Origin of the sequence: Novosphingobium sp. (genome assembly GCF_019748365.1) — a bacterium.
Lineage (GTDB): Bacteria > Pseudomonadota > Alphaproteobacteria > Sphingomonadales > Sphingomonadaceae > Novosphingobium.
On the sequence record NZ_JAIEPN010000047.1, the window covers coordinates 1 to 12,550 of the forward strand.

At 58.9% G+C, this 12,550-nt stretch carries 13 protein-coding genes; 8 read left to right on the plus strand and 5 right to left on the minus strand.

Features of this window, described 5'->3' with window-relative positions; genetic code table 11:
* Positions 1–70 precede the first annotated feature (70 nt).
* From K5Q19_RS06765 to K5Q19_RS06780, 4 genes are all read right to left on the minus strand, one after another.
* On the minus strand, positions 71–475 hold the full coding sequence (locus K5Q19_RS06765) for a hypothetical protein (protein ID WP_273304225.1): 405 nt from the start codon (positions 473–475) through the stop codon (positions 71–73).
* 752 nt (positions 476–1,227) lie between these two features.
* A complete protein-coding gene (locus tag K5Q19_RS06770) occupies positions 1,228–3,393 on the minus strand; it encodes a catalase (RefSeq protein ID WP_273304227.1) in 2,166 nt (721 codons plus the stop codon).
* A gap of 91 nt (positions 3,394–3,484) precedes the next feature.
* Entirely contained in the window at positions 3,485–3,922 is a 438-nt protein-coding gene (locus K5Q19_RS06775) for a PA2169 family four-helix-bundle protein (RefSeq protein ID WP_273304229.1), read from the minus strand.
* 335 nt (positions 3,923–4,257) lie between these two features.
* Positions 4,258–4,539, minus strand: a complete 282-nt coding sequence (locus tag K5Q19_RS06780; protein ID WP_273304231.1) for a hypothetical protein — start codon at positions 4,537–4,539, stop codon at positions 4,258–4,260.
* Between the two features lie 401 nt (positions 4,540–4,940).
* Here K5Q19_RS06780 and K5Q19_RS06785 point away from each other — a divergent pair, with 401 nt between their 5' ends.
* From K5Q19_RS06785 to K5Q19_RS06810, 6 genes are all read left to right on the plus strand, one after another.
* Entirely contained in the window at positions 4,941–5,828 is an 888-nt protein-coding gene (locus tag K5Q19_RS06785) for a hypothetical protein (RefSeq protein ID WP_273304234.1), read from the plus strand.
* Positions 5,829–5,860: 32 nt separating this feature from the next.
* On the plus strand, positions 5,861–7,003 hold the full coding sequence (locus tag K5Q19_RS06790; RefSeq protein ID WP_066114092.1) for an ATP-binding protein: 1,143 nt from the start codon (positions 5,861–5,863) through the stop codon (positions 7,001–7,003).
* Positions 7,004–7,013: 10 nt separating this feature from the next.
* Positions 7,014–7,331 (plus strand): hypothetical protein, encoded by a 318-nt coding sequence (locus K5Q19_RS06795; RefSeq protein ID WP_066114094.1) that lies wholly within the window; start codon positions 7,014–7,016, stop codon positions 7,329–7,331.
* A gap of 793 nt (positions 7,332–8,124) precedes the next feature.
* Positions 8,125–8,541, plus strand: a complete 417-nt coding sequence (locus K5Q19_RS06800; protein WP_273304237.1) for a hypothetical protein — start codon at positions 8,125–8,127, stop codon at positions 8,539–8,541.
* On the plus strand, positions 8,538–9,206 hold the full coding sequence (locus tag K5Q19_RS06805) for a hypothetical protein (protein ID WP_273304240.1): 669 nt from the start codon (positions 8,538–8,540) through the stop codon (positions 9,204–9,206). The genes K5Q19_RS06800 and K5Q19_RS06805 overlap by 4 nt, the downstream gene beginning before the upstream one ends.
* A 293-nt stretch (positions 9,207–9,499) precedes the next feature.
* Complete coding sequence (locus tag K5Q19_RS06810; RefSeq protein ID WP_273304243.1) at positions 9,500–9,922, plus strand: hypothetical protein; 423 nt, start codon at positions 9,500–9,502, stop codon at positions 9,920–9,922.
* A gap of 23 nt (positions 9,923–9,945) precedes the next feature.
* Here the strand turns inward: K5Q19_RS06810 and K5Q19_RS06815 are convergent.
* A protein-coding gene (locus K5Q19_RS06815; RefSeq protein WP_273304245.1) for an IS3 family transposase occupies positions 9,946–11,117 on the minus strand; the annotation gives its coding sequence in 2 pieces (ribosomal slippage) (positions 9,946–10,853 and positions 10,853–11,117; 1,173 coding nt in all).
* A gap of 70 nt (positions 11,118–11,187) precedes the next feature.
* Here K5Q19_RS06815 and K5Q19_RS06820 point away from each other — a divergent pair.
* Positions 11,188–11,793 carry a hypothetical protein gene (locus K5Q19_RS06820; protein WP_273304247.1) on the plus strand — a complete coding sequence of 202 codons (606 nt, stop codon included), beginning with the start codon at positions 11,188–11,190 and terminating at the stop codon, positions 11,791–11,793.
* Positions 11,790–12,550, plus strand: a 761-nt coding sequence (locus K5Q19_RS06825) for a hypothetical protein (RefSeq protein ID WP_273304249.1), incomplete at its 3' end; no start/stop codon positions are given. The genes K5Q19_RS06820 and K5Q19_RS06825, both read left to right, overlap by 4 nt.

Here is a 12,550-nt window from a genome sequence, read left to right on the forward strand (position 1 = left end):
GGTGGTGGGGCATGCCCCACCACCAGCAGCACCTAAATCTCCACCGAAAATTACACCACGAGCGCGGACGCTAACTCAGGTCCGGCTGCCATTGCCCTGCCATCGCCACCGCATGCTCGACGGCAGGCTTGATCCATTTGCGGTACCGGTCGGGGAAGTGGACCACCTGGCGATACAGCGTCTTGCAGCTCTCTATATGGGGCTTGATGCGGCTGTCTGGTTTCGCGAGCAGCACCTTGGCGCTGTCTGCAGCCTGGCGGAGCACCGGCGCGGGGGGACTGAACGGAATGTAGCGGACGGCCTCGGGCGCCAGACAGTGCTCGAGCTGTCCCGCAACCGCCGGATTCTCGAGCGCAATCACCCTAACGTCATGGCCTTGCTGCGACCACCAACGTGCCAGCATGGGGGCACGCACCGCACCCAGCGGAGAATAAGGCGGAAAGAAGCCCGCAACGAGCAGAATCCGATGCTGCATGATGTCGCGTCCGCTCAGCAATCGGCGGCCAGGATGGCAATCTGGCGTTTGCGGGCAAGGGCGGGGAACAGGCCTGGTTCGATGTGCATGTCAGCCTTTGCTTTTTCCTGGCACGTCTGGTGTCCGGCCTCGCTCGCACCGACCTGGCAGCGTGAGCCGCAGTGAAGACCCAAATCATGCGGCGCAGACAGGTGCATCTGAGGGATGGATAATGCCCCGGATTGCTCCAGCTGCGACCCGGCAAAACCGGGGCATCACCAAGGATCTGCTCCAATGCACGCACCGAAATCCTGTGCTGCCATATCAAGCCGCACGAAATACCTCCCGGCACGCAGGAACAGGGCTATATTCCACGATAACTGGCAGAACGAAATTAGAAATCATTCTATGAACCGCATAGGAAAAACCTATTGGGTGACTGCAAGCCCACAGTTATTGTGCAATTGTGTATCCACGTATCTGCAGATATTTAGAAATAGTCCATCAAACGGTTCCGAAGGTAAAGCTGATGCCTTTTGCTACCGCGATGAGTGGAGGAGCGCTCTCGCGCAGCTAGCGAAAGAACATACGGGGCAAGCGCAGTTCCCTAGGAGATCCGCTTGCCCCCAGGCTGCGCGCCAGCGCGCAACCGGCGGAGCCTGGCGCATGAGAGCATTGCTGGACTCATGCGCCAAATATATCCTGCGGCGACCTGCTGCCAGGCTATGGCCGTCCCGTTATGGCCGTCAGTTTGCCGCCCGCATCAACGTGTGTCAGGCGAGGTCGCGAACCTTCGGCTCACGCTCCCAGTGTCGGACTGGCCCGATCGCCATAAAGGCTTCGGGATCCACGACCCCGTCATCGGGCTCGATATTGGCCTTGGGAAGCAGGTACTTGCGGGTGCCCGCGCATGCCCCGATGGTCTTGCAGTGAAACCACGCATCTGAGAACCAGGCGACAGCACCTACGTCCCTCGCCAGCTTCTCGGCGCGCTCCGGCAACAGCATGGCAACCACTGCGTCAAAGAGCACCGAAGGCGAACCGGCGAGTTGGCCATTGGCTTTGAGTTCCCCACCCTTCAGCTTTAGCGGACCGATTTTCGGCGCCACCAGAAACGCCGTGCCGCCAGCGGTTTGGATGTCGGACACCAGCTGCGTGATCGCCTGGCGATCCGATCCCTCGTCGAACAGGATACCAATCTTGCGGCCCTTGAAGGTCTGCTTGGCCTGCTTTTGAATCGACAAGGCATCGGAAGTGCCAAGATCCACTGGAGCCTTGGCAGCAGCCGCCCGTCCGGGAAGATCGATGCCCAACCCGTCGGCAACCCGCTTGGCGAGGTCCTCATCGATATTTCTCAACCGCGCGATCACCCGCGGCGGGACATGCTCGATCTCCACTTTTGACAGCTCGAACACGAGCGCGGATGCAATATGCGCCTGTTCGTTTTCGGTCTGCGAACGATAGAACAGCCTCGCCTGGCTGTAGTGATCGGCAAAGGCTTCCGCCCGCACCCGCAGCTTCTCGGTGGGATCGTTGCGCTCGGCATTCTCCCGGAATGAGGTGAACCCGGTTTCGGGGCATGCACGCGGACCGCCGTCCTCGCCCGCCTCGGCGAGGGTGTTCGGCTCGTAGTTCGCGCGTCCAGTCGGGACGAGGGTCTGCATCAGGCCATCGCGCTGAAAATTATGAAACGGGCATTTGGGCGCATTGATCGGGATTTGGTGGAAATTGGTCGTACCCAGCCGCGACTTCTGCGTGTCGAGATAGCTGAACAGCCGCCCCTGAAGCAGCGGATCGTTGGAAAAGTCGATTCCCGGCAGAATGTTGGTCGGCAGGAATGCCGCCTGCTCGGTTTCCGCGAAGAAATTGTCGACATTGCGGTTCAGTGTCATCCGACCGATGACCTCCACCGGAATCTCCTCCTCGGGGATCAGCTTCGTGGCATCGAGCACGTCATAGGGCTGTTGCGAGGCCCAGGCTTCATCGAACACCTGAACGCCGAGATCCCATTGCGGGAAATTGCCCGAGTCGATCGCTTCCCACAGGTCGCGGCGGTGGAAGTCGGGATCGGCACCCGCGATCTTGACCGCCTCGTCCCAGGTGGTGCTCTCGAGCCCGAGCACGGGCTTCCAGTGAAACTTCACGAATTTTCCTTCGCCCTTGGCATTGACGAAGCGGAAGGTGTGGACGCCGAAGCCCTCGATCATGCGCAACGATCGCGGAATGCCCCGGTCCGACATCGCCCACATGATCATGTGCATGGATTCGGGCATCAGGCTGATGAAATCCCAGAACGTATCATGGGCGCTGGCGGCCTGCGGATAGCCCCGGTCGGCTTCCATCTTCACGCTGTGGACCAGATCGGGGAATTTCATCGCATCCTGGATGAAGAAGACGGGGATATTGTTGCCGACCAGGTCCCAATTGCCTTCTTCGGTGTACAGCTTGACGGCAAATCCGCGTACGTCGCGCGGCGTGTCGACGCTGCCCGAGCCGCCCGCTACGGTCGAAAAGCGAACGAAAACAGGGCAGCTGTTGCCCTGTTTCTGGAACAGCGCCGCCTTGGTCCATTCAGGTATCGCCTTCGTGACCTCGAAAGTCCCGTGCGCGCCCGAACCGCGCGCATGCACGATGCGCTCGGGAATCCGCTCGTGATCGAAATGGAAGATCTTTTCGCGGAGAACGAAGTCTTCCAGCAGCGTCGGCCCGCGCTCGCCCGCCTTCAGGGAATTCTGGTTGTCGGAAATCCGGTGACCGAAATTGTCGGTCAGATGGGTCTGGGCGGCGTCGTGGTCTGCATCCTCCGGAACGTCCTGATGGAGTTCGCCAGCATTGCCTTCGGCTTCGGAAATCGGCGAGGAGCCCTCTCCGGGCTGGTGGTCAGCAAGGCCATTGCTGATGGCGGGCGAAGGAAGGTCTTTCGTATCGGGGGCTGGCATTTCGAGCGCTCCAGTGAAGGGAGAACATGGCAGGCCCGGTGGTCCCGAAATTAGTCCCGCCGGGGCTGCCATGGTAGAACGAGGGTTCGGGTCAGTCGTACTGGCGGGCCAGTTGATCGGTCAGGCGCTCGCCCTCCTTCACTTCGAGATACGCCTTCTCGATCGCGGCTCGCGCGGCTGGGTCGATATCCTGGTCCTTCAGGGCTGCTTCGAACTTCTTGACGAGATAATCCTCGCCCTCTTCGGCACGCTCGGCGGCAGCTTCGTCGCCTTTTTCGAACAGCGACGTGATGTCCGCCCACAGGCGATGCAGGCCACCAGCGGTCGTACCGCTGGTCACGGCATGGCCACCGACCCGCACCAGTTCCTGATTGAGCGCGTCCAGCGTCGACTGGCGCTTCTGCGCCTGCTGGGTCAGGACAGCCTTGAGCTGCGGCGACTTCGCGGTCTCAGCCGCCTTGCGATAACCTTCAACCGAATCAAAAGTCGTTTCGACCAGTGATTTCAAGGCGCTGCGGGTCGCTTCCATATCTGTCTCCATCCTTTTTTATTGCTGCGCCAAAATCGGGCGGCACTTGCAGCAATAAGCAGGGCTCGGCAGATCGTTCCCAGGCACGTGATAGCGTTACAGGCCGTCGGCCCAATACATCACCCCTTCGGGCTGCTATCCAGCGGGGAGCCGTATGGTCATTTCACCCTTGCTGCTTCCATGCGGAGCATAGCAGCGATGATGGTGCTTTCGACCTAGGCCGATGGAAGGTGCGTAGAGATAGGGTCAAAGACGCTGCAGACCGGGTCGTAACGCAAGCATTCCAAAACTTGCGGCCTTGGAGCGGGTAGCGGGAATCGAATTGTAGGCATAACTTACTGAATAAAGATGATAAAAAATTGATCTATCCGAACAGGTCCATCAGTCGTGCCATCAAAATTTTTTTGTAAACAGGTTCGATTCCAGAAGACGGAATCCCATGAAGCCTGCGCCCGATTCGGTCGACCTTTTATCGGAGCCATATGACCATCGGCGAGACGAGAAATCTCCGCAACGTTCACCCCAGACGCTGAATTCGCCGACACCAGCGCATGCTTTTGCTCATCCGACCAGTACCGACGGCGCTGAACGCCAGAAAATACCGAAACCAGACCCATCGCACCGTCTCTAACACCGGTGCAAGCACCCGCGCCTGCGCCAGTGCCTGGTCGATATGTCGCAAAATCAGCGCAAAGCGGCCCTCACCGCAATGGTACCCTCGGCTTTTCATCAAATCGACTTGAGCGTCGGCGGCTTGTGACGCGCCCCCCGGCTAGGATGAGAGCCGGGCGGCTCTTTTGCGCTTCAGCGCGGTCGAAGCAATGCGAGGGGGATGACAAGTTGTGTGAAAAACGGACGGCAAATGACCGGCGCGCACCCTCTTCTGGCCCCGAATGGAAAACAGCCACCATAGGTCAATAGCTCTCCTCGGCAGCGCCTCAATCCAATCCACAGTTTACGATTGTTGAGAAGACGCGTCGGCTGTGAAATAATCGATCAAGGATTGGGGGGATTCATCATGGCATTGCAAACACTACTGGGGCTGAGCGTGCTCGGAGCGCTAGTCACAACGATCGGCAGCCTCATCGCACTCTTTTTGAAGGATTTCGTGGCCGCAACTTGGCTGGAGCGCTGGAAGGCCCGGCAGACGTTGCTTGGCGCCTATCGTCGCTACCAAATGCCGATCTTCCTCGCCGCAGAGGAACTGTCGAACCGCCTCTACGGGCTGTCACGCGACAATAATGATCGAGAGCAACTAGAGGTCGGGCTCGCGGTGCTGAAAAAGCCGATCGTGCGCGAACCGAGCGCGGCGGTGAATGACCATTATCTCCGCTATCGGTTCGTCAGCAACGTCTATCGGCTTTGCAGCTTTCTCGGCTGGGTCGAGCTCTATCGGCGCGATATCGAGTCGCTCAACGTTGACGAGCTGGACCGCAACCGGCGGCTTGATGCGTGCCTGCGCAACATCCAGAGCGTGTTGGCCGATGGTTGGATCAATCAGCATAAAGATTGGCAGGATTGGAGCGATTGCCTCATTTTTCGCGAGGAGTTGCGCGCGATCGGCCATGCGATGTTGCCGCCCAGCGATAACCTCTGCATCCTAGATTTCGGTAGCTTTACATCAGTGCTAGAACATGACCCCGACGGCACCGAGGCGGCGCGCTGGTTCGTCCAAGCCGCGCAATTTTTCGAATGCCTGAAGCGCGATCAGGATTTCAGGCTGATCCGGATGCGTATGCTCGTCGTATATTTGACCGATCTGATGGAGCTCTTGCAGCCTAAGCGCATCGATCGTAGCCATATCACCACCGCCAAGGCCTACCGAATAAGCTTCGACACAATCACGGGCGGTCCTAAATGGTCGCAAACACCGCTCCCAGGCGGCGCGCTGCCGATCAATCGCTAAACCGTATCGACCCAAGAAGGATACATGCAAATATGATCGAACAGCCCATCGAGATGATTGACGAAGCCGCCCTGCAGCGGTTGATCGACAATCAAGTCTCGGAAGGCCGCGATCTGGAATTCAAGCGCGAACTGCCAGGCGGCAATGATGAGGCGACCCGCGAGTTTCTCGCCGATGTTACCGCCTTTGCGAACGCCCAAGGTGGCGATATCATCTACGGCTTGGACGAGGCCAACGGCGTTGCGGCCAATCTGCCTGGCGTAGAGGCGGACGACCACGATGCCGCCATCCTGCGGCTCGAAGGCAAACTCCAGACCGGTGTCAATCCGCGCCTAATCGGAGCGCGAACGCAATGGGTGCCGCTCGCCAATGGGCGCAGTGCACTGGTGCTGCGCATTCCCGGCAGCCTCAATGCCCCGCACCGCGTCACTTACAAGGGCGGCGCGCGCTTCTTCGGCCGCAACAGCCGGGGCAAATATGAGCTCGACGTCCACGACCTGCGCCATGCCTTCACCGACGCAGCCCAACTACCCCAGCAATTCCGCCAGCTCCATGCCGAGGCGATAGCTGCATCGCAGGGAGTCGAAATGCCTTTCGCGGTCGAGAAGGCACCGGTCGCGGTCATTTCGGTCGCACCGCTCGGTCTGTTCCGCGAGGAGCGGCGGATCGAGGTCGCGCGCGAGAATGCTGTCGTGCCCGTCCGGGTCGGCGCTTTTTCGTCGCTCGACACGATCGACGGTGTGTTGGTCCATGCACCGCTCAACGACGCGGGAAGGGTCGGCTCTTATGCGCTGACCTATCGCACGGGACGAACGGACTCAGCCTTTGTCATCGGCGGCGTGCGCCGGAATAATGGAGAGGATTGGCGCACATGCTGGCCAGCCACCTTCGAGCATGGCCTGCAAGCAATGACGAATGCCACGCAGATGCAGCTTCGCCAGCACGGCATCGAAGGCCCTTGGGTGATCCTGGTCAGCGTCTATGGCGCGAAGGGCTTCCGGATGATCCTGGGCGACGGCTATCAGACCGCTCTGGCGTTCCGGAACAATGTGCTGCTGGGCCAGCATATCGTCGAGCGGATCGACAATGAAGCGTTGATGCCGATCGCCGAAGCCTTCTGGCTGCTGTTCGGAGTTCATCGCCCCAAGAATCGCGCGCTCGGCGCTGAACGATAGGGCTGTGACCATGGCCGCCGCCAATCGGCAGAATACACCCAAAGCATACCTCGACATCCGTCGCTCGCTCCAGGCTCGCGAGATTCTCGTTGCGCTGGAAGAGCACGGCCCCAGCAATGATGCACTCTTCTATCAATGGCTGGGAGAGATTGGGCTCGGTCCCTCGCATCGCGATCTGGCCGACCTCCTCGATCGGCTGGAGGCCGACGGGCTTGTTGTGACGGAGCAGGTAGGCCAATTTCGCGTGATCAGGCCATTACGCGCCGGGATCGAGATCGCAAAGGCGCACGCCCAGTCGGACTGGATCGCCCGCGTGGATCCGGAATAGCCCGAGTCAGTTCGCCGTCATCTGCGAGGGCACGGCGGGCAGAGCCGATCCTGCACACTGCTGATCTGGAACAGGTGCTTGAAGATCGCGCCTAATTAATCAAATTCGGTACATCGATCATTCTCGCAAAGGAGCACGAGTGCTTTCGCGCTATCGTGACGCGATCTGCGATTGATCAGGGAGTGGATCAGCTCTCCGCCGGCATCGCAAAACTCACGCCCAAGATATTTGGTGACGAACTGGTCAACACATATTCGATATGTTAGTGGCCCTCGAGCTGGACCAGCTGGACAATGTTGCAAGCGAAATCCAACAAGAAAAGCATCAGCTGGACGAGATGGTGGTGGCAGGGTTAGAGACGCTAGCGCCTCCCGCCAGGTTGGCAAAGTCGAGAACGCCCAACCGGCTTGGGAACGGCAAGCTTCGCCAGAACTCGTCATCCATGAGGCGACAAGTGGGGTCCCCGCTATTTCCGAGATTGCGAACTAATCGGAAAGCCCACCTCGCGCCAGCTCACAGCAGTAAGCTGCGATCCTCTGAAATCAGCCGCCAGACGTCTCCATGTGCGGATTCTGGCGACTGCCTGAATGAGATTTTTGCCGTCGTAATGCAACCCAATGGAACACAGACCGACACTGCCACCGGCCCGCGCCCGAGGTGTGATCGATTACACGGCCCGCTTCAACGTTCTAGTTTCACGATGGCGCTATGAAATTGGCGATTTTTGCTGGCGCTCCCCCACCATTTACCGCACGCTGGTCCAATCCTCCATTTGACAGTCCGAGAGAGGGGCATGGACGATCGAGACCGCGAAATACTTGCGCTAGAGCTGGCCGAAGACTTTCGGCGGCTAGGTGCACCCGAACTCGCCGATGTTGCGGCCTACGCGGAGGACACGCCGGACGGTCGCTATCGCCCCGAGCCGCGAAAGCGGCTCTTGCTTATGCTCGAGGCTCTCGACCGTATGATCGCGCTGGAGGATGCAGCGACACTCGATGACGCTCGCAACCGCCTGAGGCAAGCCATGGATCAGCCTGTACCGGAGCTGCGCATTCTGCCCATGGCGGACGAAGGAGGCGGCGTTCGCGATCCGCTCTTTTTCGACCTGCCGCACCTCGTCGACGTCCGTCAGGATCTCCACCGCCTGATTGACGCCATCATGCGAGATGAAGGCGGGCCCGATCCAGAGGAAACGGCAGAACTGGCATGAGCGGCATCAGCATAAAGCGCGCGCGGCGAGAGTTACGGTCGCTCATCCAGCGCTTTGAAAGTCGGCGTGCCGTACATTCCGAGACGCGCAGTCTCACAGCCGGGAAGCTCTACGAGTTCTATGTACTAAGCAGAACGATCGAAGAACTTTGCAGCCGGGGGTTTAATATTACGTTCAGCGGCAAGGTCCTGGAGCTCAAGCAAAGTCCCAGCATAATCCAGCCGGGCGACGCGCATTTTCTAGTTCATCATCCGGCGACCGGCCAGCGCTTCAACATTTTCACCGACATTGAGGTTAGCACGCTGGGCAGCACGATTACAGGATCAACAGGACTGTGCAGCTATCACGAAATCGACATCGTTGTCGTCTTCGACGGCGTGAGCGGGCGGCCTTCTCACGACAAAATTGCGCTAGGTGTAGAGTGCAAGTCCCACGCGAAGTTCACAAAATCGATCGTCAAGGAGGTTCTTGGTATCAAACGCGAGATCAGTCTATACACCCAGGACTCGATGTCGATCTTGGCTACCGCTGCGCGGCAGATAGGGCCAGTTGTGCCTTCGAACCCGCCCCTCGAATACTGGCTGTGCTATTCAGATCCGAAGGGCGACCAGTATAGGCTCAGCCCGTCAGCCTTTGGAATCGAGTTCAAAAACTGGGCGCCTTAGATTCGCAGGCTGAACGTTGCGCGGTTAAGCGTCAGCTTGCCAAAACTTGAAGCCCTCTCCACACGCTTGCTCAAAAACGTCAAAGCCGATGGCATAAGATAAATCAGAGAAGTTGAGACAATACAGTATCTCATATTTTCGCATTTATTGTTACCTGGAGGTGTGTTAAACCTGCTTCTGACAGGTGAAAGAAAATCGGATTTGATAGCGACAGAAAATCGTAGCTGTAGCGGTCGCTATCGGACCTGGGCTGTACAAAACTTTGTGAAAAGAGTGTTCGGTCAGGAGGGGGAATGGCAGACAGTCAACTTAGCAAGGCGCAGCTTAAGGAGTTGGCCCGCAAGGTCGTCGTGGCCCAAGGAAACACTTTCATCAAGGAGCTGCTGCGAAACAGTGGTGCCAAGATTGGCACGACTAAGAATGATTTCTCGAATAATCTCGATGCTGCTATAGATGCCGACCTCATTTCCCAGAACATGCTGGAAGCCTGGTTGGCCGAAGTTGAAGGATGGGGCGACCAACATCTCTATCTCGTGGAACCGCCGCAGATCGACGCCGCAACCCTTGCGGACAGCATTGCCGCAAGTCCGCATGCCGGCGCGCTAAATTCCGCTACGAGTCTCGAATTCCCCGATGCGCTCGAACTCAAGCATATTGATCTTGATGAGGCGGGGCTCTTGAGGTGGTCCCGCCTTCTTGGACAGTTTGGCGGCTGAGTTAAGCTAATCCCGGTTGTCGTTCATGCCGCCTGTTTGATCATCAGGTCATGGGGGGCATGCCCCCCATGACCTGATTGCCCGATCCGCCGATAGGCCTCGACCGGGGTTGTCCCGGCCAGTCCGGAGTGCGGACGCTGGGTGTTGTAATAGGTGATCCACCGGCCAAGGCCAGCCCGCAGCTCCGAGCCGGTCTCGAAGGCGTGGAGATAGACGCACTCGTACTTCAGGGATCGCCAGAGGCGTTCGATGAAGACGTTGTCCATCCACCGGCCCCGGCCATCCATGCTGATGCGGACCTCGGCGTCACGCAGCACGCTGGTGAAGGCGTAGCTGGTGAACTGGCTGCCCTGGTCCGTGTTGAAGATTTCTGGCTTGCCGAACCGGGCCAACGCCTCTTCCAGCGCCGCGACACAGAAGCCGGCGTCCATCGTGTTCGACAGCCGCCAGGCGAGCACCTTGCGGGTCGCCCAGTCCATGATCGCCACCAGATAGAGAAAGCCACGGCGCATCGGGATGTACGTCACGTCGGCGCACCACACGTGATTGGGCCGTTCGATCGCCAGCTTGCGCAGTAGATACGGATAGACCCGGTGCTGCGGGTGCGGATCGCTCGTGCGGGGCCGCTGGTAGATCGGCGTCAGCCCCATTTTCGCCATCAGGCGACGCACCCGACGGCGACCGACCTCGTGCCCGGCACGCCGCAGGTGCCGCGCCATCTGGCGGCTGCCGTACCACGGGCAGTCCAGGAACGTCGCGTCGATCACCGTCATCAGCGCCAGCGTCTCGTCCGTTTCCGGCACCGGTGCGTAGTAATACGACGAGCGGCTGATGCGCAGCAGGCGGCACTGCGCCGTGATCGACAGGCAGTGGTGAGCAGATTCGACCATCGTCCGCCTCCGGTCCACGCTCATCGACCGAAGGCTTTCGCTAAAAAATCTCGCTCGACGACCAATTGCCCGATCTTGGCATGCAGCTTTTCCACCTCGCTCTCGCTGACGGCCTTGGCCACATCGCCAGCCCCGGAGAACGTGCCTGCCATGCCGTCGATGGCCTGCCGCTTCCACGACGCGATCATCGTGTGGTGCACACCATGCTTGGCTGCTAGCTCCGCCAGCGTCAGATCGCCCCGGATCGCTTCCAGCGCGACCTTGGCCTTAAAATCGGCGCTGTAGCGCTTCCTCGTCGTCTTCATTCCCGTACCAATCCATCAGGTCGGGAGTAGCTTAACACCCTGTCCAGAAAACCGGCACCACCTCATCTCGATGGTTTGGCACCAGAGCAAGGAAGGCTGGAATCGCTGGCGCCCCAAGGATTTTGGGCAAGAAGAAGGGCTCGAGCGGTATCGGTTCGATGCCTATCGTCAGCGCTTTGATCGCAGCATCGTCCGATACGTGTGGAGCTTCAGCGACCCCTATTGCGCGATCTTGATCCATCGCAATACCGAGATCGACCACGCCGTCGTTTTCGCCGATGTGCGTGCTGCGTTGGCCACGATCGGCTGTCCCGACTGCCCCTTTTCGAGGATAGTGCTAAATCAAGCTGTCAAGGTCGCGGCGACTAAAGGCAAGGGCATGCACTCCACGCGCTTCGAGCTGGATGAAGGCTACGTCGAAGTTGCCTCGACACTCGCGGAGGGCGGCATTGATTCTGTCGAGCCCGTTCGCGTTGTTCTCCAGACCGTCGATACGAGCCAATTCGACAGAGCGCAGGGGATGCTCCATTTCGCCGCCGAAGAAGATGGTACGAGTCGGCGAATAGCGGTTCAAGTCTATGGCAGCGAGGCGCGGCTAAGGATATGGGCGCAATGCAAGCGCGAGGACGTGGCGCAAATTCTTAAGCTTCTGTGGGATTATAACAGCACACCATGATTGCTTCCGAAGCGCCAGAGCATGCGTGGAAGGTGGAGGTCGTTCGACGCCTGGAACGAGGGGACGGCCTCGAATTCAGCTTAGCGCAGTTCGCTCAGGCAGTAGGTACCACCCCTGAAAATCAAGCGCTTGAAACTTTTCTTGATCAGGCGGTCGCCTCGGGAGTGGCTAGGAAGTTGGTCGCCTACCGGTGCCCGATACCTATTTGCAAAAGAATCCTTAGTTCTGCAGGCGCGCCCTACACTATTTGCCCCCACTGCTCGACCGACTACCTCGAAGAGGGCGTGGAGGTCCTCGTCGAATTCGTCTATCGCCTCGTTGGCGAGAACAGCCGTGATATCAGGTGGATGATCATCATTCACGGCATGAACAGCCGCGCTAAATGGCAGGAGGAATTCAGCTGGCAAATCGCCAATCGACTTCGCTACTCCGCGCCAGTCCTAATATACAAATATGGCTGGGTGACGATTGATGTGCTCGTTCGATGGCTGCACGGGCGTTTGGCGAAGCGCCTTGGCGAGCGAATGAGGATCGCGATCGCGCAGGCGTTAGCAAGTCAGCGGCCTTCCAGGCCCGATATCATTGCCCACAGCTTCGGCACATACCTCTTGTCAATTGTGTTAGAAGATCCGGAATTCGAGGACTTGAAGTTCGGGCGGATCATCACCGCAGGAAGCATTATTGTTAGCGTCCGCGCTCGTGGTGTAATTTTCGGTGGAGATTTAGGTGCTGCTGGTGGTGGGGCATGCCCCACCAC